This is a genomic window from Telluria sp. LT2P34 (assembly GCF_059685915.1).
In genome coordinates this window covers 172525-191819 of the sequence record NZ_JCASIN010000006.1, presented here as the reverse complement: position 1 = coordinate 191819, position 19295 = coordinate 172525, and the positions used below count along the sequence as shown (strand labels likewise).

Below are 19295 nucleotides of genomic sequence, written 5' to 3'. Positions count from 1 at the left end.
CGAACGGATACTCTTATCGAAACTTCACCTTGCCAACCACCCGCATCTGCAGCGTCGTTTCTCCTGGTTCAAAACTCGGTTCCGGCATCGCGCCGTCGTCACGCATCCTGCTCGCACTCATCGCCATTTTTGGCGCAGCCATTTCTTGCTGCACGTAGTTGCCCGATCCTTCGAAGTCCACCGTATCGATGCTGGCTTCCGACGGCTGGCGCCCCATGGCGCGTGCGATCGAGGCAATGCGCTCGTTCAGGTTGCGGTAGGTCTCGACGATGCGGCGGTCGTCCAGCAGCTTCTCCGTTGCCGGGCTCAGGCCAAAACTGACGCCGTTGACCGACAACACGCTCTGCGCCGCCGCCACCGTTTTCGGCAAGCCGGCCAGCTGCATCGTCTTCACCTCCAGGTACTGCCCGACGCGCCAGCCGATCGGCACCGGCCGCACCGGCGTCCTGCCGGCCGGCAGCGGCTGTACCGGCGGTTCCGGATAAATCGGATAGGTGAAATAGCCCTGCGTCTTCAGTTCCGCCTTCGGATCGAGACGGCGCACGATCTCGGTGCCCTCCTTCATCTTGCGGTTCACCCGGGCCGCGGCCGCATTCTTGTCCTTGTCATGTTCCTCGACGACGAAGCTGACCGTCGCCTGGTCGTTGGCATGGCGCACTTCGCCGTTGGCCGGAACGATGACCAGGGTGCCGCTTGTCGCCGGCGCTGCAGCCGTCTGGGCATGGGCTTGCGCCGCCAGCGCCAGGCTGGCAATCAGGAACATTTTTGGAAGGGACATTTTTTTCTCCAGGTTAAGTAATGTGTACTTATACGATACCGCTGCCGACACTTCCATCGTGCTTTTGTAATGGAAAGTTGCAATACGGTCGCGCTGGAGATGATTTGCCCCTTCCACGCTTCAGTTCTTCGACTGATCGACCAGCTTGTTCTTGGCGATCCACGGCATCATCGCGCGCAGCCTGGCGCCGACTTCCTCGATCGGGTGCTCGCTGGTCAGCCGGCGGCGCGAGATCAGGGTCGGGGCGCCGGCCTTGTTCTCGAGGATGAAGCTCTTCGCATACTCGCCGGTCTGGATGTCCTTCAAGCACTGGCGCATCGCTTCCTTGGTGGCCGCGGTGACGACTTTCGGGCCGGTGACGTACTCGCCGTATTCCGCATTGTTCGAAATCGAGTAATTCATGTTGGCGATGCCGCCTTCGTAGATCAGGTCGACGATCAGTTTCAGCTCGTGCAGGCACTCGAAATAGGCCATCTCGGGCGCATAACCGGCTTCGGTCAGGGTCTCGAAGCCGGCCTTGATGAGTTCGACGGCGCCGCCGCACAGCACCGCCTGCTCGCCGAACAGGTCGGTCTCGGTCTCTTCGCGGAAATTGGTTTCGATAATGCCGGCGCGCCCGCCGCCATTCGCCATCGCATACGAGAGCGCGATATCGCGCGCCGCGCCGGATTTGTCCTGGTAGACCGCCACCAGGTGCGGCACGCCGCCGCCCTGTTTATAGGTGTTCCGCACGGTGTGGCCGGGGGCTTTCGGCGCGATCATGATGACGTCGAGGTCGGCGCGCGGCACGACCTGGCCGTAGTGGACGTTGAAGCCGTGGGCAAAGGCGAGCACGGCGCCCGGCTTCGCGTTCGGCTCGACGTTTTCCTTGTAGACCTGGGCGATGTTTTCGTCCGGCAGCAGGATCATGATGATGTCGGCGTTCTTCACCGCCTCATCGACCTCGGCCACCTGCAGGCCGGCCTGCTCGACCTTGTTCCAGGAAGCGCCGCCGCGGCGCAGGCCGACCGTGACGTTCACGCCGGATTCGGAGAGATTCTGGGCGTGCGCATGGCCTTGCGAGCCGTAGCCGATGATGGCGACGTTTTTGCCCTTGATGAGGGAGAGATCGCAGTCTTTGTCGTAGAAGATTTTCATTTTTTGTCCTGTATTTTTAGATGGGTTTTTATACTTTGAGGATGCGCTCACCGCGCCCGATGCCGGAGCCGCCGGTCCGCACGGTTTCGAGAATGGAGGCGCGGTCGATGGCGTCGATGAAAGCATCTAATTTGCTCTTGGCGCCGGTCAGCTCGATCGTGTAGGTCTTCTCGGTCACGTCGATGATGCGGCCGCGGAAGATGTCGGCGGTGCGCTTGATCTCTTCGCGCTCCTTGCCGACGGCCCGCACCTTGATCAGCATCAGCTCGCGCTCGATGTGCGCGCCTTCGGTGAGATCAACCACTTTCACCACTTCGATCAGCCGGTTCAGGTGCTTGGTGATCTGCTCGATGATGTCGTCCGAGCCGCTGGTCACGATCGTCATGCGCGACAGCGTCGCGTCCTCGGTCGGCGCCACGGTCAGGGTTTCGATGTTGTAGCCGCGCGCCGAAAACAGGCCCACCACGCGCGACAGGGCGCCGGCTTCGTTCTCGATCAGGACTGAAATAATATGTCTCATTTACAGGTCCTCCGAGCCGAGCAGCATTTCGGAAAGGCCCTTGCCAGCCTTGACCATCGGCCAGACGTTCTCGCTCTGGTCGGTGATGAAGTTCATGAACACCAGCCGGTCCTTCATGGCGAAAGCCTCGACCAGCGCGCCCTCGACGTCGCCCGGCTTTTCGATGCGCATGCCGACGTGGCCATAGGCCTCGGCCAGCTTCTCGAAGTCCGGCAGGGAATCCATATACGACTCGGAATAGCGCGAGCCGTAGTCGATCTGCTGCCACTGGCGCACCATGCCGAGGAAGCGGTTGTTGAGCAGGATGATCTTCGGGGTCAGGTGATACTGCTTGCAGGTGGCGAGCTCCTGGATGCACATCTGGATCGAGCCCTCGCCGGTGACGCAGGCGACCGTGGCGCCGGGGTTCGCCATCTGCACGCCCATCGCATATGGCAGGCCGACGCCCATCGTGCCAAGGCCACCGGAATTGATCCAGCGGCGCGGCTTCTCGAAGGGGTAATACTGGGCGGCCCACATCTGGTGCTGGCCGACGTCGGAGGTGATGAAGGCGTCGCCCTTGGTGACTTTCCACAGCTTTTCGACGACCGCCTGCGGCTTGATCAGGATATCCGAATCTTCATAGCGCAGGCAGTCGCGGCCGCGCCACTCGTCGACCTGCTTCCACCAGTCGCGCAGCGCGTCCGGGTTGGCCCGGGCAGGGTTGCCGCCTGCTGCGGCTGCATCGAGCTGCGCCAAAAATTCGATCAGCACGTCTTTCACGTTGCCGACGATCGGGATGTCGACCTTGACCCGCTTGGAAATCGAGGACGGGTCGATGTCGATGTGGATGATCTTGCGCGGATGGCTGGCGAAATGCTTCGGGTTGCCGATCACGCGGTCGTCGAAGCGCGCGCCAATGGCGATCAGGACGTCGCAATGCTGCATCGCCATGTTCGCTTCATAGGTGCCGTGCATGCCGGGCATGCCCACGAAATGCTTGTCGCTGGCGCGCGAGCCGCCCAGGCCCATCAGCGTGTTGGTGACCGGGGCGCCGACGCGCTCGACCAGGCGGTTCAGTTCCGCCGAAGCGTTGGCCAGGATCACGCCGCCGCCGGCATAGATCATCGGGCGCTCGGCGCCCTGCAGCAATTGCACCGCCTTGCGGATCTGGCCGGTGTGGCCCTTGTCGACCGGCTTGTAGGAACGCATCTCGACTTCGCGCGGATACTCGAACAGGCACTTGTGCATGCTGATGTCCTTCGGGATATCGACCAGCACCGGGCCGGGGCGGCCGGTACGGGCGATAAAGAAGGCTTTCTTCATCGTCAGCGCCAGGTCCTTGACGTCCTTGACCAGGAAATTATGCTTGACCACCGGGCGCGTGATGCCGACCGTATCGCATTCCTGGAAGGCATCCTGGCCGATCGCATGGCTCGGCACCTGGCCGCTGATCACCACCATCGGGATCGAATCCATGTAGGCGGTGGACAGGCCGGTAACGGCATTGGTCACGCCCGGCCCGGAAGTGACGATGGCGACGCCGACGGTATTCGAGCTGCGCGAATAGGCATCGGCCGCATGCACGGCTGCCTGCTCGTGGCGCACTAACACGTGCTGGAATTTGTCTTGCTGGAAGATGGCGTCGTAGATGTACAGCACTGCGCCGCCAGGATAGCCAAAGACGTGTTTGACACCCTCTTCGGCCAGGCAACGTACGACGATCTCGGCGCCGGTGATGGCGCCTGTCGGACCCGGGGGCCCTGATGGATTAGCAACCGCGTTATTCATGAACCATTCCTTTCAAAACCCATTGGGCGATTGATCGGATGCTCGTTCCTGACGAAATACGGTTTACCCTACAGCGCTCAAGCTTCCCTTCTTTCTGCGGTCACGGCGAACCTCCAGTCATCCATAGATAACTTTGGGAACGGCGCTCAACGCAACTCGTTTGGCTGAGTGTCTGTAGCGGCTCGACGCATCTCTCGCGCTTGTGGCGCGGGTTGGAGCAAACTGCCTACAAATGAAAGCGTGTCATGCCGCACAGGCCTTGTGTGCCGGCGCGGCTGACGGTGAAGCTTCGGGGGTGCAAAGCGTAAGGACCACCTTACTGCGTTGCACCATTTTGGTCAAGATAAAACAAAGAAAAGCGAGATAGCCCCGCTTGGCCCAGCTAACTGGACGCCAGGACACGCCCCGATAGTGCACTGCAGCGCGCCTTCGGTGAGCAATAACGGTGCATGGTTGGTGGTTTTTTGCTAGGATTCGTGGGTTTCCATAAAGCACGGGCGACGTACCCGGGCGCACCCCCTCCCCTCCATCGCATGGCGACAGACAAAGAACTCAACGACTTCCTCGAGAATGTCGAACGCCGGGCGTTCAAGCAGGCCGTGTATGCGGTGCGCAAGGACGAGGCGGCGCTCGACATCGTGCAGGATGCGATGATCAAGCTCGCCGAAAAATATGGCGACAAGCCGGCGGCGGAATTGCCGATGCTGTTCCAGCGCATCCTGCAAACGACCATCCTCGATTATTTCCGCCGCGAGAAGGTGCGCAACACCTGGGTCAGCCTGTTTGGAAGCCTCGGCCGCCGCGAAGGCGAGGACGAGGACTTTGATATACTCGCTTCCTACGAATCCGAGGAGGGCTCGGCTGCCGCCGAGTCGAGCGAAGACCAGGTGGAGCGGGCGCAAACCTTGCGTTTGATCGACGCGGAGATACAAAAACTCCCGGCGCGTCAACGCGAAGCCTTCCTGATGCGTTACTGGCAGGATATGGACGTGGCCGAAACGGCCGCAGCGATGGGGTGCTCGGAGGGCAGTGTGAAAACACATTGTTCTCGCGCTACGCATACCCTTGCCGATGCCCTGCGGGCCAAGGGAATTAAATTATGAATAACGACGATATCACCCTCGCGTACAAGCTGCGCCATGCCCTGAACGAGAACCTCGAGTCGCTCCCGGCCTCGACGACCGAGCGCCTGGCCGCCGCGCGCAAGCTTGCCTTGTCGCGCAAGAAGCCCGACGCTGCCGCTGCCCGTGCCATCCCTCGGCGCGGGCTGTCGCGGCTGCTGGATCTCGATTTCCACTTTTCCGGCAGCGGCCTGGGCCGCCTGGGCGTCGCCCTGCCCCTGCTGGCGCTGGTTGTCGGCCTCGGCGGGCTGTACCAGTACGATCAGGAGCAGCGCATCGACGAACTGGCCGAACTCGATGCGGCCATGCTGTCTGATGAACTGCCGCTGACGGCTTACCTCGATCATGGCTTCCATGCCTATCTGGAGTCGCAACAGCGCCGCCAATGACGACACCGCGTTCGAAGCCCCGCCGTGCCGGCCTGGTCCTCGCCGCCGTCGGTGCATTGCTGCTGGCCGTCCTTGCCGCCTGGGCCTTCTGGCCGGGCGCGCAGCGTAGCGTGCCGGGTGGCGGCGCCGCCGTGAATGCCGGCGCGGCCCCTGGCATGCCTGGCACCGGTGGCCCGCAACTGTTCCATAAACCCCTGTGGAAAGACCTCACCAAGGCCCAGCAACTGGCGCTGCAGCCGCTGAAGAACGAGTGGGACGTCATGGAAGGCACTCGCAAGCGCAAATGGCTCGAAATGTCGCGCCGCTTCGCTTCGATGAGCCCGCTTGAACAGGAGCGCGTGCACGAGCGCATGCGCCAATGGCTGCGGCTCACGCCCGAACAGCGCACCCTGGCGCGCGAAAACTTTACCCGCACGCGCAAACTCGCGCCCGGCGAAAAGGCCGCCAACTGGGAAAGCTACAAGCAGCTCAGCCCCGACCAGAAACGCCGCCTCGCCCAGACCCGCAAGAACCCGGCCACGGCCGCCGCCCCAAGCACGCCGGCGATCGTCGCGCCGACCAGCTGCCCGGCCGGCACCACGCGCCGCGGCGCCACCTGCATGTCGCTGCAGGCACCGGCCAGCATTCCGTCCGTGCCGGCGATTACGCAACCGGCGCCGGCGCCCGCATCCCCTTCGACCGCACCGGCCGCCGGCCCTTCCTCGAACAACTCATCCACCGCCGCCCCCACAGCATCGAATGCAAACGGTTAATCCCCCCGCTCCTCCCCTGCCTGCCACGCCTCCCGCAATCGCTACCCCGACGCTCAAGCGCCGCGTGATTGCAATGGTCTACGAAGCTTTCCTGCTGATCGCGGTCGAGGCGCTGGCCGTGTTCCTGTTCATCTTCTTGACCGGCAACCGCCAGGACCCGCTATTCCGCGCGGCGCTGATGGTCTTCCTGTTCCTGGTGACGGCCGCCTATTTCGTGCACGCGTGGAGCGGCAGCGGCTTCACCCTGGCGATGAAGACCTGGCGCATCAAGCTGGTGAAAGTGGGCTACGCGAAGGTGCCGCTAAAAAGCGCGGTCCTGCGCTACCTGCTGGCCTGGGGCTGGTTTGCCCCGGCTTTGGTGATCGGCGCCCTGCTCGACCTGCACGGGGTCAAGGAATGGGCGCTGGTGCTGACGGCAGGCGCGGTCGCGTGGGGGCTGACCGCCTTGTTCGACAAGGACCGGCAGTTCCTGCATGACCGGATTGCGGGGACGCGCTTGATTTCCTTGCCGAAGCTGGGCAAGTAGGGTGGGCGGGTCCCCCGCTCACGCGTTCAAGCGGCCTGTGCAAACCACATCGCGAATTAGCATCTTGTCGTTGAACGCGTGAGCGGCAGAGCCGCCCACCCTACGTCCGCATCAAAACCGCTCGTACTCCGCCATATAACGCCACTGCCCGGCCGGCAGCGCGCCCATCGAAATCCGCCCCACGCGCAGGCGCTTGATGTCGGTAACCTCGAGCCCAACGGCGCCGCACATGTGCTCGATCTGGCCGGGACGCATGCCCTTGGCGGCGAAGCGCAAACGGCCTTCGCTCTGCCAGCTGACCTTCATCGGGTTGACCGGCTTGCCGCTGAAGACCAGACCGTGGTTCAGCAGCGCCAGCCCGCCCTCCTTGATACCGCCCGCGACTTCGACCACGAATTCGTGCTCGACCCGCTCGCCATCGTCGATGAGTTTACGGGCGACGCGGAAGTCCTGCGTATACACCAGCAGGCCGCTGGCGTCGGTTTCCAGCGGCGTGGCAAGCGTCAGGCGCGCCAGGTGGCGTTTCAGGAAGCGCGGCGCGCCGTGCACGCCAGGCAGCAAGGTCTCTTCCTTCAGTGACTCGAGCGCGCTGGCGCCGCGTGCGCCGACACCCGAATTCAGGCCGGCCGGCTTGTGGAACAGGATCGTCACCGGCGGCGCTTCTTCCATGCTCGCACCGGGCAGCACGGCCACCTTCTGGCCTGGGTTCACGCGCGTGGCCGGATCTTCGATCACGACACCATCGACACTGACGCCGCCGCCGGCGATATAGCGTTCCGCTTCGGCGCGCGAGCACGGCACCAGTTCGGCCACGCGCTTGGCGAGGCGGATTCCCTCGTTCGGAGTTGCCTTATTTATCACCTGCGTCATCAGGCGCGCCAGTCTTTGAAGAAGGTTTTGAAAGCGGCGACGACACGGACGACGTCCGCGCTGGAGACGTCCAAGTGGGTCACCAGGCGCATGCGCGGGCCGACCGTGGCGCGGATGCCTTGCGCCGCCAGCGCCGCGCGCAGCGGCTCGCAGGCGGCTGCCGGCACGTCCATCCAGAAGATGTTGGTCTGCGGCGGCGTCACGGTGAGCGCCTCGATCCCGGCCAGGCCACGCGCCAGTTCAGCGGCGTTGGCGTGGTCCTCGGCCAGGCGCTCCACATTGTGCTGCAGCGCGTGCTGCGCGGCGGCCGCCAGCACGCCGGCCTGGCGCATGCCGCCGCCCAGCATCTTGCGCCAGCGCTTGCCCTGCTCGATGAATGCCTTCGGCCCCAGCAGCACCGAGCCGACCGGCGCGCCCAGGCCTTTCGAGAGGCAGACCGACACCGTATCGAAGCCTTTTACGGCGTCGCGCAGGCTGACGCCGTTCGCGACGGCGGCGTTGCAGACGCGCGCGCCGTCGAGGTGGGTGGCCAGGCCCTTGCCATGCGCGAGCGCGGTCGCGGCCTGCAGGTAGTCCTGGCCCAGCACGCGCCCGCCGATCGTGTTTTCCAGCGCCAGCAGGCGGGTGCGCGCGAAGTGGACGTCGTCGGGCTTGATATAAGCCTCGATGTCGGAAAGCAGCAAGCTGCCGTCCGCCTGGTTGGCGATGGGCTGCGGCTGGATACTGCCCAGCACCGCGGCGCCGCCGCCTTCGTATTTATAGGTGTGCGCTTCCTGGCCGACCAGGTATTCGTCACCGCGGCCGCAATGGGCCATCAGCGCGATCAGGTTGGTTTGCGTGCCGCTGGGCGCGAACAGGCCCGCTTCGTGGCCGAACAGGTCGGCGGCGAAGTCCTGCAGCCGGTTCACGCCCGGGTCGTCGCCATACACGTCGTCGCCGACGTCGGCGCCGGCCATGGCCGCGCGCATTGCGGCGGACGGTTGGGTCACGGTGTCGCTGCGCAGGTCAATCCAGGTGGTGGTATCGCTCATGGTCTTCAGTGCTCGTTGGTGTCAGTTAGTGACGGCTTCGGCTTGCGAAGCATAAAAACGCTGGCCCATCTCTTCCAGTCCCAGCGTGGCCAGCACTTCCTGCAGGCGCTCGCTCGGACGGCGGCGCGGCAGGTTTTTATAAGTGGCGACGATCAGCTCGTTCTTCATCGAGTGTTCCCAGCCCACCAGTTCCGTCACCGTCACCTGGTAGCCGTGCGCTTCGAGCTGCAGGCAGCGCAGCACGTTGGTGACCTGGCTGCCGAATTCGCGGGTGTGGATCGGATGGCGCCAGAGCTCGGTCAGCGGGCTCTTGCCCAGTGCCGCGCCCTTGTTCTTGCGCAGGAAACTGGCCACCTCGGCCTGGCAGCAGGGCACCAGCACCATGTGCTTCGCTTTTTTCTTCAGCGCGAAGTCGATGGCGTCGTCGGTTGCAGTGTTACAGGCGTGCAGCGCGGTGACGATGTCGATCGTGTCCGGCAGCTTGCTCGAGGTCGTGGCCTCGGCGACCGACAGCGGCAGGAAGGACATGTTGGCAAAGCCCAGGCGTGCGGCCAGCTCGGTCGATTTGCTGACCAGTTCTTCGCGCGTTTCGATGCCGTAGATGTGCGAGTCATCGATCAGCCCCTTGAAGAACAGGTCGTACAGGATGAAGCCGAGGTAGGACTTGCCGGCGCCATGGTCGACCAGCGACACGCCCGCTTTCGCGCCGCGCACTTCGTTCAGGAGCGGCTCGATGAAGTTGTACAGGTGGTAGACCTGCTTGAGTTTGCGCCGGCTGTCCTGGTTCAGCTTGCCGTCGCGCGTGAGGATGTGCAGCTCCTTGAGCAGCTCGATCGACTGGCCGGGACGGATCTCGGGGATGTCCGCGCTTTTGCCCGTATTCTCAACGCGCTTCATCGGATCAATGGTTCTTTTCGGCGGCGTGGTTGATCGTGTACTTCGGGATCTCGACCACGAGATCTTCCTCGGCCACGATGGCCTGGCAGGACAGGCGCGAATTCGGCTCCAGGCCCCAGGCCTTGTCGAGCATGTCTTCTTCTTTTTCTTCCTGCTCGTTCAGGGAATCGAAGCCCTCGCGCACGATCACGTGGCAGGTGGTGCAGGCGCAGACGCGGTCGCAGGCGTGCTCGATGTCGATGTCGTTCTCGAGCATGACGTCGCAGACGGATTTACCGGCCGGCGCGTCGAGGACGGCGCCGTCGGGGCAGAAGACCGGGTGGGGCAGGATGACGATTTGTGGCACGTGATTACCTCTAAAATGATTTATATCGTTTGCGGCGATGGGCGGCGAAAACCAATCACACCTCGTCCAGCGACTTGCCCGCCAGCGCGCTGCGCACGCTCTTGTCCATGCGGCGGGCGGCAAATTCGCCGGTGCCGTCGGCAAGGGCCTGCACGGCGTCGTGCAGCGCATTCTGGCGCAGGCCGGCGTCCAGCGCCAGGTCGTTCGATTGCGCGATTGCCGCAACCACGCCCTGCACCAGCGTCGCCACGTCAGCTTGCTCGTCCGCGTCCAGCAAGTCCTGGTCGCTGTCCAGGGCCGATTGCGTGGCCAGCAAAATGCGCTCGGCCTCGACCTGCTCTTCGCGCAGCGCGCGCATTTGCATGTCGACCTCGGCCGAGCTGTACGAATCCTGCAGCATGCGCGCCACTTCGTCGTCGCCCAGGCCGTAGGACGGTTTCACCGTAATCGAGGCTTCCACCCCGGAGCGCGTCTCGCGCGCCGACACCGACAGCAGCCCGTCTGCATCGACCTGGTAGGTCACGCGGATGCGCGCGGCGCCGGCGGCCATCGGCGGGATGCCGCGCAATTCGAAGCGCGCCAGCGAGCGGCAGTCCGACACCAGTTCGCGCTCGCCCTGCACCACGTGCACGGCCAGCGCGGTTTGTCCGTCCTTGAAGGTGGTGAACTCCTGGGCACGGGCGCAGGGAATCGTCGAATTGCGCGGGATGATCTTCTCGACCAGGCCGCCCATCGTCTCGATCCCGAGCGACAGCGGGGTCACATCCAGCAGCAGCCAGTCGTCGCCCGAGGCGCGGTTACCGGCCAGCAGGTTGGCCTGGATCGCGGCGCCCAGCGCCACCACTTTGTCCGGGTCGATGTTCGCGTGCGGGATGGTGTGGAAGAACTCGGAGACCGCGCGGCGCACGTGCGGCATGCGCGTGGCGCCGCCGACCATCACCACGCCGTCCACGTCTTCGACCGTCACGTCGGCGTCGCGCATCGCTTTCCGGATCGCCGTCATGGTCTTGGCGACCAGGTGCTTGGTAATCTCGGCGAACGTGGCGGCGGTGATGTTCACCTGCACCAGTTCGCCCGATTTCAGGATGGCCTCGACCGTCGTCTCGTTGTCGTTCGACAGCAGTTCCTTGGCCTGGCGCGATTTCACCATCAGCGTGGCCGTGTCTTCGTCCGACAGCGGCGACAGCTTCGCCTGCTCCCTGATCCAGCAGAACAGGCGGTGGTCGAAGTCGTCGCCGCCGAGGGCCGAGTCGCCGCCGGTCGACAGCACCTCAAAAACGCCTTTCGACAATTTCAGGATCGAGATGTCGAAGGTGCCGCCGCCCAGGTCGTAGACGGCATAGACGCCTTCCGAGCCATGGTCGAGGCCATAGGCGATCGCCGCGGCGGTCGGCTCCGACAGCAGGCGCAGTACGTTCAGGCCGGCCAGCTGGGCCGCGTCCTTGGTGGCCTGGCGCTGGGCGTCGTCGAAGTAGGCGGGCACGGTGATCACCGCACCCACCAGCTCGTCGCCGAGCGAATCTTCGGCCAGCTGGCGCAGCGTGGCGAGGATCTGGGCCGAGGTCTCGACCGGGCTCTTGATGCCGGCCACGGTATTGATCTGCACCATGCCGGGGGAATCGACGAAATCGTAGGGCAGGTTTTCGGCGTGGGCGATGTCCTTCAGGCCGCGGCCCATGAAGCGCTTGACCGAGACGATGGTGTTCTTCGGGTCGACCGTGCGGTGGGCCTGCGCCTTGTGGCCGATGTGGGCGTTGCCGTTGGCCAGGTAACGCACGACCGATGGCATCAGCGCGCGGCCGTCGTCGTCGCTGAGCACTTCTGGAATGCCGCTGCGCACGGTAGCGACCAGCGAATTGGTCGTGCCCAGGTCGATACCCACCGCCAGCCGGTGCTGGTGCGGCGCGGTCGACATGCCGGGTTCGGAAATCTGCAAAAGTGCCATGTTCTTGTTACCTGGTTGTTATGTATTTGAAGCGATGAAGACCCGTAGGGTGGGCGGCTCTGCCGCTCACGCGTTCAAGCGGCCCATGTAGTTCCGCGCGGATTCGAATGATGGTTGAACGCGTGCGCGGCGAAGCCGCCCACCCTACCCCTCGATCGCCTCGAACGCGTACTGCACCTCGCCCCCGAACTTATCGAGGAACATCAGCGAGCGTACGCCCTGGGCGGCGGCGTCGAAGTCGCCGGCGTCGAGCTGCTTGCCGACCTGGGCCAGCAGCGTCTTGCGCTCGCCGCGCACCTGGGCGTCGAGCGCATCCAGGGCCTCGGCATCCTTTGCCGCGCGCGCGTCGCCGAGGGCTTCGCGCCATTCCATCTGCTGCATCAGGAAGGCCATCGGCATCGCCGTGTTCGATTCGGTCTGCAGGTCGACGCCGTTCAGTTCGCACAAATACTGCGCACGCTTCTGCGGGTTCTTCAGGGTTTGATAGGCCTCGTTCGCCCGCGTCGACCACTGCATCGCCACCCGTTTTTCAGCGTCGGTGGCGTTCACAAAACCGTCCGGGTGCACGCGGCCCTGGATCTCGCGGTAGGCCGCGTCGAGCGCGCCCATATCGACCTCGAACCGGGCCGGCAGCTGGAACAGCGCGAAGTGATTCTGCATCTGCTGTCAGATCCGGAAGCTCTCGCCGCAACCGCAATTGTCCTTGACGTTCGGGTTGTTGAAGCGGAAGCCTTCGTTCAGTCCCTCGCGCGCGAAATCGAGTTCCGTGCCGTCGATGTAGGGCAGGCTTTTCGGGTCGACGAAGACCTTCACGCCATGCGACTCGAAGACATTGTCTTCATTGGCAGCCTCGTCGACGTATTCCAGCTTGTAGGCCAAGCCGGAGCAGCCGGTGGTGCGCACACCGAAACGCAGCCCGAGGCCCTTGCCGCGACGCTCGATGTAGCGGTTGATGTGCTTCGCCGCTTTTTCGGTCAGTGTGATTGCCATGCATTCCTCTCCAGCTGGTTTCTGCTTGTTTAGACAGTGACGGTCGCGTGCTTGGTCTTGTAGTCGGCGACGGCGGCCTTGATCGCGTCTTCGGCCAGGATCGAGCAGTGGATCTTCACCGGCGGCAGCGCCAGTTCTTCGGCGATCTGCGTGTTCTTGATGGCCAGCGCCTGGTCCAGCGTCTTGCCCTTGACCCATTCGGTCACCAGCGAGCTCGATGCGATGGCCGAACCGCAGCCATAGGTCTTGAACTTCGCGTCCTCGATCAGGCCCTGGTCGTTGACCTTGATCTGCAGCTTCATCACGTCGCCGCAGGCCGGCGCGCCGACCATGCCGGTGCCGATCGATTCGTCGCCCTTGTCGAAGGCGCCGACGTTGCGTGGATTCTCGTAATGGTCGAGTACTTTGTCCGAATATGCCATGGTAGTGCTCCTAGTGTGCTTTGAATGCGTTCGTCGTAATTAGTGGGCTGCCCATTGAATCGTGCTGATGTCGATCCCGTCCTTGTACATGTCCCACAGCGGCGACAGTTCGCGCAGTTTGCCGACCTTCGCCTTCAACAGTTGAATGGTGAAGTCGATGTCTTCCTCGGTCGTGAAACGGCCAATGGTAAAGCGGATCGAGCTGTGCGCCAGTTCGTCGCTGCGGCCGAGAGCCCGCAGCACGTAGGACGGCTCCAGGCTGGCCGAGGTGCAGGCCGAACCGGACGACACGGCGATGTCCTTGATCGCCATGATCAGCGACTCGCCCTCGACATAGTTGAACGAGACGTTCAGGTTGTGCGGCACGCGGTGCTCCATGTCGCCATTGATATAGACCTCTTCGATCTCCATCAGGCCCTTGGCCAGGCGGTCGCGCAGCGCTTTCACCTTGACCAGCTCGGCGTCCATCTCTTCTTTCGCAAGGCGGAAGGCTTCGCCCATGCCGACGATCTGGTGGGTCGGCAGCGTGCCCGAACGCAGGCCGCGCTCGTGGCCGCCGCCGTGCATCTGCGCTTCCAAGCGAATACGCGGCTTGCGGCGCACGTAGAGGGCGCCGACGCCTTTCGGGCCATAGGCCTTGTGCGCGGTGAAGGTCATCAGATCAACCTTGCTGTTGGCCAGGTCGATGTGCACCTTGCCGACGGCTTGCGCCGCGTCGCAGTGGAAGATGATGCCCTTCGAGCGGCACAGCGCGGCCAGCTCTTCGATCGGCTGGATCACGCCGATCTCGTTGTTCACATACATGACCGAGACCAGGATCGTGTCCGGGCGGATCGCTTCTTCGAGCTGGGCCACCGTGATCAGGCCATTGTCCTGGGGCGCGAGGTAAGTCGCGTCGAAACCCTGGCGCTCGAGCTCGCGCACGGTGTCGAGCACGGCCTTGTGCTCGGTCTTGACCGTGATGAGGTGCTTGCCCTTGGTCTTGTAGAACTGCGCCGCGCCCTTGATGGCCAGGTTGTTCGACTCGGTGGCGCCGGAGGTCCAGACGATCTCGCGCGGATCGGCGCCGACCGCGGCCGCGACGTTGGCGCGCGCCTCTTCGATCGCCGCTTCCGCGGTCCAGCCGTACATGTGGCTGCGCGAGGCGGGATTGCCGAACTGCTCGCGCAGGTAGGGAATCATCTTGTCGGCCACGCGTGGATCGATCGGCGTGGTGGCCGAGTAATCCATGTAGATCGGGAAATGCGGCGCAGTCACGAAGCTCTGCTCGATTTGTTTGTCAAAAGGCGCGTTCATCAGTTCACTCCAGTAATGCTTCAATATTGCTCAGTTTTGCCCGACAGCGGCAACAGGGGTGCGGTGCACCACCACGACGTTTTGTTCCTTTTGTTCCTTCTGCTTCTGCTGGTCGACCAGGTCTTGCAGGGACACGGAATCGAGGTAGTCGACCATCTTCGAGTTCAGCGTGCTCCACAGGTCGTGCGTCATGCAGCGGATACCGCTGGCCATATCGGACCCGTGGCAATTTTCCTTGCCGCCGCACTGGGTCGCATCGATCGGCTCGTCGACCGCGATGATGATATCGGCCACCGTCACCTCCTTCGCCGGGCGCGCCAGGCTGTAGCCGCCGCCCGGGCCGCGGATCGATTCGACGACGCCGTGGCGGCGCAGCTTGCCGAACAGCTGCTCCAGGTAAGACAGCGAAATCGCCTGGCGCTGGCTGATGCCCGACAGCGTGACGGGACCATTCCCATGGCGCAGGGCAAGGTCGATCATCGCGGTAACAGCAAAACGGCCTTTCGTGGTCAGACGCATCACAAGCCCTGTCATGTTAAAATTTTGCTCTTGTTCACTTTTCCCATCTCTGCAGTGCTGATGCATGAAGACGGGATTAGTTGAATGATTTAGTCAAGTATAGCAAAAACGGCGGACCTTGTCTTGGAGGGCCCCAAAACCGCGGGGTCCTCAAGGGGCGTCCCCAAGGGGAAAGTTTTACTGTGCCTGCAAGAGGCGCATCGGCCCGAACAGCTTGATCATTCCCGGGTGGGCGATGAAGGACAGGTTGTAGGGATGCTCGGCCACTTCGCGCGGAAAACGCGCCGTTTCCGGCAGGCGGGCCAGCTGCTCGGCGATCTTGCCCCACAGGACCAACGTCGGCGCGGCATCGCGTTCGGCCAGCACCGCCAGCACCGTTTGCAGGAAAGGCAGCCAGGCGCGCGCATCAATGGCCGGCGCGACGTGCTTGCGAAACACCAGCGCCGCGTTCAGCAGCAGGAAACCCTCGGCTACCAGATTCTCCTGCAACTGGGCAAGCGTGCCGATCAAGCCGTGTTTGCCGGCGCTGGCCGCCACCGGCGCCAGCGCCGCGCCGCCGGTGGCGCCGGGCTGCAACCGGCCATCGGCCACCAGCAGCATCTTCATGAAGTTGCGCAGCGAGGTCGCCCGGTTCACCGGTTTCGACAGCCCGGCCTCGCTCCACAGCGCGCCCACGGCGCCATCCATGAAGCAGACCCCGGTCGCACTCTCGGCACGCGGGTAGGGCCCCTCCCCCACCAGCACGTAACGCACCCGCTCCAGTGGCTGGGCGAAGGCGGCGAACAGGCGGCCTTCGGTCGGCAGGTAATTGTCCAGGGCGAGCGCCGGCAGGTAGGCCGGGTCGGCGGCGGCGACCGCTTCCAGAGCGCGCACCAGGTGCGGGCGCCAGGAGGGATCGGCCAGGGCCAGCATTTCCAGGAAGGAATCCGGAACAGTCGAATTGGTCATGGCGGTCGTCGCGAAAAAAACCGGATTGTACCTTTGCGGCGCCCCATGTCGACAAAACAATGCCGTCCAGCAATCTCGCGGACCGAAACGCCGGTTCAGTGCATGATGGGGGTCTGTTCCATTAACCAATCGACAAGGAAGCCAGCAAATGCCAACAATCCAGGAAGTGATGACGAGCGATGTGCAAACCGTTTCGCCGCAAGACACCATCCAGCGCGCCGCCCAATTGATGGACGACCTGAACGTCGGCGCAATTCCCGTGCTCGATGGCGACAAGCTCATCGGCATGATCACCGACCGCGACATCACCGTGCGTTCGACCGCCGTCGGCCAGGACCCATGCTCGACCAAGGTGACCGACGTGATGAGCACCGATGTGCGTACCTGCACCGTTGACCAGAGCGTCCAGGACGTGCTCGACCAGATGGCCGACGTGCAGATCCGCCGCGTGCCGGTGGTCGACGATGCGGGCAAAGTCATCGGCATCGTGTCGCTCGGCGACGTTGCCACCCGCCACTCGGCCGACGTCGACCGCACGCTCGACCAGATCTCGTCGCCGTCCGAGCCGGACCGCTCCACCCAGCAGTAACCCCCGTACTATGGCGCCGCGCGGTTTACCGCGCCGGCGCAGCCTTGCCCTGCCCGGCGCTTGCCGGCCGCGGCACCCAGCGCTCCATGTCGCTGGCGATCTTCACGCTGGCGTCCACGAAGGGCACCAGCACCTTCATCTGGAAATCGAAACGCGACGGCAGGCTGCCGGCCTGCGGGTGCGGCCGGTAAGCGGTCAGCAGGCGCATGTCCATCATCATCGCGCCGTGCATCGTCGACTCCATCTGGTGCGCCACGCCCGTGGCCGGGTCTACCCACAAGCGCACCTTGACATCCATCGGTCCCTTCGACTGCTCCACCTCGAACAGCGTCCACGATTTGCCGTGCAAGGGCTGCCGATCCCGGCGCAGGACCTTCGCGTCGAGTCGCAACAGGCTCTCGGTGGCTTCGCCGATGCCCTTCATGTCGAACTCGCTTTTACCGGGTTTTTCGCCGGCAGCAAGCGGCGGTTCGATCTGGATCGTCTCGTACACCGGATTGCCGCCCTCCCAGCCGGTCAGGCGCTGGCGCACGCGCGTGCGCTCGAGTTTGCCATCGCCGGTGCCTTCGGCCAGCAGCTGCACCTCGGCCGGCGCCCATTTCTTCATCTGGCCGGCCTGGGCGACGGCTTTTTGCCACAGCGGATCGGGCTGCGCCTGGCCTTGGGCATGGGCCTGGACCGACAGCGCCATGCAGGCTGCGGCAACAGCGGCAGGGAAGCGGCTCATTCGGCGTCCGGCTGGGTCGACGGGTGCGCCGCCACAAACGCCGGCATGTCGATGCAGAGCGCACTGATGCGCGCGATGTTCGGATACTCCGAGATATCGATGTCGTAGCGCTGGGCGTTGAACACCTGCGGCACCAGGAAGCAGTCGGCCATGGTCGGGGCAACGCCGTGGCAGAAGGGGCCGGCGGCCGGATCGCGCGCCAGGTGCGCCTCGAGCGAGGCCAGGCCTTCGCGGATCCAGTGGCGGATCCAGTCGTTCTTCGCTTCCTCGTCCAGTTTCAGTTCGTGCACCAGGTGGCGCAGCACGCGCAGGTTATTCAGCGGGTGGATGTCGCAGGCGATGATCTGGGCCAGTTCGCGCACCCGGGCGCGGCCGGCGACGTCCTGCGGCAGCAGCGGCACGGCCGGGAAGCGCTCGTCGAGGTATTCGATGATCGCCATCGACTGGGTCAGCGTGATGCGGTCGTCCTGGAAGGCCGGCACCAGTCCGCTCGGATTGATCTGGAGATACTCTTCCTGGCGCTGTTCGCCGCCGCCCTTCAGCAGGTGCACGGGCAGCGCATCGTAGGCCAGGCCCTTCAGGTTCAGGGCGATCCTCACGCGGTAGGCAGCAGAGCTGCGGAAATATGTATAAAGCTTCATTCTTTCCTCCCGTGATAATGCGCTACTTCGTGGTCGATGGCGCCGAAGATGCTGGCGCCGTCAGGATCGAGCATCTCGATGCGCACGCTGTCGCCAAAGCGAAGGAATGGCGTTTTCGGGGCGCCGTGTTCGATGGTTTCATACATGCGCAGCTCGGCCAGGCAGCAATAGCCGACCCCGCCGTTGGCGATGCTCGAACCGTGCAGGCTCCCCTGCTTGTTGGACACTGTACCGGAGCCGATGATGGCGCCGGCGCCGAGCTCGCGGGTGGCGGCGGCGTGCGCCACCAGCTGCGCGAAATTGAAGGTCATGTCCTCGCCCGCGTTCGGTTTGCCGAAGGGCTCGTCGTTGATGGTCACCAGGATCGGCAGGCGCAGGCGCGAGTCGACCCAGGCGTCGCCGAGTTCGTCAGGCGTCACGGCCACCGGCGAAAACGCGCTGGCGGGCTTGGACTGGAAGAAGCCGAAGCCCTTGGCCAGTTCGTTCGGGATCAGGTTGCGCAAGGACACATCGTTGACCAGCATGACGAGGCGAATCGCCTGCGCCGCCTGTTCAGGAGCGGCGCCCATCGGCACGTCCCCGGTGACGACCGCCACCTCGGCCTCCAGGTCGACGCCCCAGTCCTCGCTCAGCACCGCGATCGGGTCGCAGGGACCGATGAAGCGGTCGGAGCCGCCCTGGTACATCAGCGGGTCGGCATAGAACGAGGCCGGCACCTCGGCGCCGCGCGCCTTGCGCACCAGTTCGACGTGGTTGATATAGGCCGAGCCATCGGCCCACTGATAAGCGCGCGGCAGCGGCGAATGGCATTCGAGCTCGATGAAGGACTCGGCCGCATCGGCGGTGCCGGCGTTCAGGCGGGCATAAACGGCTTCGAGCCTGGGCGCCAGCTCGTCCCAGTCATCGAGCGCGCACTGCAGCGTGCGCGCGATCTTCGGGACCGCCTGGCAGGTGACGAGGTCGCGGCTGACGACGACCAGCGTGCCGTCGCGGCCGCCGGTCTTGAGTGAAGCGAGTTTCATGGCGTTTCCTTGGTCTCTTCTGGTTGTCGCAAATGCGTCCTTGCCGCCATTAAAGAGCA

General features: G+C 64.1%; 23 protein-coding genes. 5 read left to right on the top strand and 18 right to left on the bottom strand.

Annotated elements, in window-relative coordinates:
* Positions 1-13: 13 nt before the first annotated feature.
* The 4 genes from AC56KZ_RS16750 to AC56KZ_RS16735 all read right to left on the bottom strand — a co-directional run bounded on the left by AC56KZ_RS16750 (position 14) and on the right by AC56KZ_RS16735 (position 4205).
* Positions 14-778: an SIMPL domain-containing protein gene (locus tag AC56KZ_RS16750; RefSeq protein WP_497163317.1), complete on the bottom strand. Its 765-nt coding sequence runs from the start codon at positions 776-778 to the stop codon at positions 14-16.
* Positions 779-898: 120 nt separating this feature from the next.
* Entirely contained in the window at positions 899-1915 is a 1017-nt protein-coding gene (gene ilvC, locus AC56KZ_RS16745; protein ID WP_497163316.1) for a ketol-acid reductoisomerase, read from the bottom strand.
* Between the two features lie 28 nt (positions 1916-1943).
* Entirely contained in the window at positions 1944-2435 is a 492-nt protein-coding gene (ilvN, locus tag AC56KZ_RS16740; protein ID WP_497163315.1) for an acetolactate synthase small subunit, read from the bottom strand.
* Positions 2436-4205, bottom strand: coding sequence for an acetolactate synthase 3 catalytic subunit (locus tag AC56KZ_RS16735; RefSeq protein WP_497163314.1), 1770 nt, complete (start codon positions 4203-4205; stop codon positions 2436-2438).
* Between the two features lie 533 nt (positions 4206-4738).
* Between AC56KZ_RS16735 and AC56KZ_RS16730 the strand changes: the two genes are divergently transcribed.
* From AC56KZ_RS16730 to AC56KZ_RS16715, 4 genes are read left to right on the top strand one after another with little or no spacing between them, the layout of a single operon-like run.
* The gene (locus AC56KZ_RS16730; RefSeq protein ID WP_497163313.1) at positions 4739-5308 is read left to right on the top strand and encodes an RNA polymerase sigma factor; all 570 of its coding nucleotides are present in this window, start codon (positions 4739-4741) and stop codon (positions 5306-5308) included.
* Entirely contained in the window at positions 5305-5715 is a 411-nt protein-coding gene (locus AC56KZ_RS16725) for a DUF3619 family protein (RefSeq protein ID WP_497163312.1), read from the top strand. The genes AC56KZ_RS16730 and AC56KZ_RS16725 overlap by 4 nt, the downstream gene beginning before the upstream one ends.
* Entirely contained in the window at positions 5712-6467 is a 756-nt protein-coding gene (locus AC56KZ_RS16720; protein ID WP_497163311.1) for a DUF3106 domain-containing protein, read from the top strand. The genes AC56KZ_RS16725 and AC56KZ_RS16720 overlap by 4 nt, the downstream gene beginning before the upstream one ends.
* The gene (locus AC56KZ_RS16715; protein WP_497163310.1) at positions 6454-6993 is read left to right on the top strand and encodes an RDD family protein; all 540 of its coding nucleotides are present in this window, start codon (positions 6454-6456) and stop codon (positions 6991-6993) included. The genes AC56KZ_RS16720 and AC56KZ_RS16715 overlap by 14 nt, the downstream gene beginning before the upstream one ends.
* Positions 6994-7104: 111 nt before the next feature.
* Here AC56KZ_RS16715 and AC56KZ_RS16710 read toward each other — a convergent pair whose 3' ends face one another.
* The 11 genes from AC56KZ_RS16710 to AC56KZ_RS16660 all read right to left on the bottom strand — a co-directional run bounded on the left by AC56KZ_RS16710 (position 7105) and on the right by AC56KZ_RS16660 (position 16257).
* On the bottom strand, positions 7105-7863 hold the full coding sequence (locus AC56KZ_RS16710) for a S4 domain-containing protein (RefSeq protein ID WP_497163309.1): 759 nt from the start codon (positions 7861-7863) through the stop codon (positions 7105-7107).
* On the bottom strand, positions 7863-8894 hold the full coding sequence (gene ltaE / locus AC56KZ_RS16705) for a low-specificity L-threonine aldolase (protein ID WP_497163308.1): 1032 nt from the start codon (positions 8892-8894) through the stop codon (positions 7863-7865). Before ltaE ends, AC56KZ_RS16710 begins: the two co-directional genes overlap by 1 nt.
* 21 nt (positions 8895-8915) lie before the next feature.
* A complete protein-coding gene (locus AC56KZ_RS16700; RefSeq protein ID WP_497163307.1) occupies positions 8916-9791 on the bottom strand; it encodes a class I SAM-dependent methyltransferase in 876 nt (291 codons plus the stop codon).
* Positions 9792-9795: 4 nt separating this feature from the next.
* Positions 9796-10137 carry an ISC system 2Fe-2S type ferredoxin gene (gene fdx / locus AC56KZ_RS16695; protein ID WP_192050585.1) on the bottom strand — a complete coding sequence of 114 codons (342 nt, stop codon included), beginning with the start codon at positions 10135-10137 and terminating at the stop codon, positions 9796-9798.
* A gap of 55 nt (positions 10138-10192) precedes the next feature.
* Complete coding sequence (gene hscA / locus AC56KZ_RS16690; RefSeq protein ID WP_497163306.1) at positions 10193-12082, bottom strand: Fe-S protein assembly chaperone HscA; 1890 nt, start codon at positions 12080-12082, stop codon at positions 10193-10195.
* 144 nt (positions 12083-12226) lie between these two features.
* A complete protein-coding gene (gene hscB / locus AC56KZ_RS16685) occupies positions 12227-12742 on the bottom strand; it encodes a Fe-S protein assembly co-chaperone HscB (protein WP_497163305.1) in 516 nt (171 codons plus the stop codon).
* 6 nt (positions 12743-12748) lie between these two features.
* Entirely contained in the window at positions 12749-13072 is a 324-nt protein-coding gene (gene iscA / locus AC56KZ_RS16680) for an iron-sulfur cluster assembly protein IscA (RefSeq protein ID WP_497163304.1), read from the bottom strand.
* Positions 13073-13101: 29 nt separating this feature from the next.
* Positions 13102-13494 carry a Fe-S cluster assembly scaffold IscU gene (iscU, locus tag AC56KZ_RS16675; RefSeq protein WP_497163303.1) on the bottom strand — a complete coding sequence of 131 codons (393 nt, stop codon included), beginning with the start codon at positions 13492-13494 and terminating at the stop codon, positions 13102-13104.
* 39 nt (positions 13495-13533) lie between these two features.
* Positions 13534-14790 (bottom strand): IscS subfamily cysteine desulfurase, encoded by a 1257-nt coding sequence (locus AC56KZ_RS16670; RefSeq protein ID WP_497163302.1) that lies wholly within the window; start codon positions 14788-14790, stop codon positions 13534-13536.
* A 30-nt stretch (positions 14791-14820) separates the two neighbouring features.
* A complete protein-coding gene (gene iscR / locus AC56KZ_RS16665) occupies positions 14821-15309 on the bottom strand; it encodes a Fe-S cluster assembly transcriptional regulator IscR (RefSeq protein WP_497163301.1) in 489 nt (162 codons plus the stop codon).
* A 177-nt stretch (positions 15310-15486) separates the two neighbouring features.
* Positions 15487-16257, bottom strand: a complete 771-nt coding sequence (locus AC56KZ_RS16660) for a uracil-DNA glycosylase family protein (protein WP_497163300.1) — start codon at positions 16255-16257, stop codon at positions 15487-15489.
* A 148-nt stretch (positions 16258-16405) separates the two neighbouring features.
* Between AC56KZ_RS16660 and AC56KZ_RS16655 the strand changes: the two genes are divergently transcribed.
* Entirely contained in the window at positions 16406-16846 is a 441-nt protein-coding gene (locus AC56KZ_RS16655) for a CBS domain-containing protein (protein WP_497163299.1), read from the top strand.
* 25 nt (positions 16847-16871) lie between these two features.
* On the opposite strand, the gene AC56KZ_RS16650 is transcribed toward AC56KZ_RS16655, so the two are convergent.
* Genes AC56KZ_RS16650 through AC56KZ_RS16640 form a run of 3 tightly spaced genes read right to left on the bottom strand, consistent with a single transcriptional unit; the run spans position 16872 to position 19236 of the window.
* Complete coding sequence (locus AC56KZ_RS16650) at positions 16872-17573, bottom strand: hypothetical protein (protein ID WP_497163298.1); 702 nt, start codon at positions 17571-17573, stop codon at positions 16872-16874.
* Positions 17570-18214 (bottom strand): maleylacetoacetate isomerase, encoded by a 645-nt coding sequence (maiA, locus tag AC56KZ_RS16645; protein WP_497163297.1) that lies wholly within the window; start codon positions 18212-18214, stop codon positions 17570-17572. Before maiA ends, AC56KZ_RS16650 begins: the two co-directional genes overlap by 4 nt.
* The gene (locus AC56KZ_RS16640) at positions 18211-19236 is read right to left on the bottom strand and encodes a fumarylacetoacetate hydrolase family protein (RefSeq protein WP_497163296.1); all 1026 of its coding nucleotides are present in this window, start codon (positions 19234-19236) and stop codon (positions 18211-18213) included. Before AC56KZ_RS16640 ends, maiA begins: the two co-directional genes overlap by 4 nt.
* Between the last annotated feature and the right edge of the window lie 59 nt (positions 19237-19295).

Excerpts from the sequence above, each read along its gene's own strand:
- AC56KZ_RS16750 (WP_497163317.1), bottom strand. The coding sequence starts at position 778 with ATGTCCCTTCCAAAAATGTTCCTGATTGCCAGCCTGGCGCTGGCGGCG.
- ilvC (WP_497163316.1), bottom strand. The coding sequence starts at position 1,915 with ATGAAAATCTTCTACGACAAAGACTGCGATCTCTCCCTCATCAAGGGC.
- ilvN (WP_497163315.1), bottom strand. The coding sequence starts at position 2,435 with ATGAGACATATTATTTCAGTCCTGATCGAGAACGAAGCCGGCGCCCTG.
- AC56KZ_RS16735 (WP_497163314.1), bottom strand. The coding sequence starts at position 4,205 with ATGAATAACGCGGTTGCTAATCCATCAGGGCCCCCGGGTCCGACAGGC.
- AC56KZ_RS16730 (WP_497163313.1), top strand. The coding sequence starts at position 4,739 with ATGGCGACAGACAAAGAACTCAACGACTTCCTCGAGAATGTCGAACGC.
- AC56KZ_RS16725 (WP_497163312.1), top strand. The coding sequence starts at position 5,305 with ATGAATAACGACGATATCACCCTCGCGTACAAGCTGCGCCATGCCCTG.
- AC56KZ_RS16720 (WP_497163311.1), top strand. The coding sequence starts at position 5,712 with ATGACGACACCGCGTTCGAAGCCCCGCCGTGCCGGCCTGGTCCTCGCC.
- AC56KZ_RS16715 (WP_497163310.1), top strand. The coding sequence starts at position 6,454 with ATGCAAACGGTTAATCCCCCCGCTCCTCCCCTGCCTGCCACGCCTCCC.
- AC56KZ_RS16710 (WP_497163309.1), bottom strand. The coding sequence starts at position 7,863 with ATGACGCAGGTGATAAATAAGGCAACTCCGAACGAGGGAATCCGCCTC.
- ltaE (WP_497163308.1), bottom strand. The coding sequence starts at position 8,894 with ATGAGCGATACCACCACCTGGATTGACCTGCGCAGCGACACCGTGACC.
- AC56KZ_RS16700 (WP_497163307.1), bottom strand. The coding sequence starts at position 9,791 with ATGAAGCGCGTTGAGAATACGGGCAAAAGCGCGGACATCCCCGAGATC.
- hscA (WP_497163306.1), bottom strand. The coding sequence starts at position 12,082 with ATGGCACTTTTGCAGATTTCCGAACCCGGCATGTCGACCGCGCCGCAC.
- hscB (WP_497163305.1), bottom strand. The coding sequence starts at position 12,742 with ATGCAGAATCACTTCGCGCTGTTCCAGCTGCCGGCCCGGTTCGAGGTC.
- iscA (WP_497163304.1), bottom strand. The coding sequence starts at position 13,072 with ATGGCAATCACACTGACCGAAAAAGCGGCGAAGCACATCAACCGCTAC.
- iscU (WP_497163303.1), bottom strand. The coding sequence starts at position 13,494 with ATGGCATATTCGGACAAAGTACTCGACCATTACGAGAATCCACGCAAC.
- AC56KZ_RS16670 (WP_497163302.1), bottom strand. The coding sequence starts at position 14,790 with ATGAACGCGCCTTTTGACAAACAAATCGAGCAGAGCTTCGTGACTGCG.
- iscR (WP_497163301.1), bottom strand. The coding sequence starts at position 15,309 with ATGCGTCTGACCACGAAAGGCCGTTTTGCTGTTACCGCGATGATCGAC.
- AC56KZ_RS16660 (WP_497163300.1), bottom strand. The coding sequence starts at position 16,257 with ATGACCAATTCGACTGTTCCGGATTCCTTCCTGGAAATGCTGGCCCTG.
- AC56KZ_RS16655 (WP_497163299.1), top strand. The coding sequence starts at position 16,406 with ATGCCAACAATCCAGGAAGTGATGACGAGCGATGTGCAAACCGTTTCG.
- AC56KZ_RS16650 (WP_497163298.1), bottom strand. The coding sequence starts at position 17,573 with ATGAGCCGCTTCCCTGCCGCTGTTGCCGCAGCCTGCATGGCGCTGTCG.
- maiA (WP_497163297.1), bottom strand. The coding sequence starts at position 18,214 with ATGAAGCTTTATACATATTTCCGCAGCTCTGCTGCCTACCGCGTGAGG.
- AC56KZ_RS16640 (WP_497163296.1), bottom strand. The coding sequence starts at position 19,236 with ATGAAACTCGCTTCACTCAAGACCGGCGGCCGCGACGGCACGCTGGTC.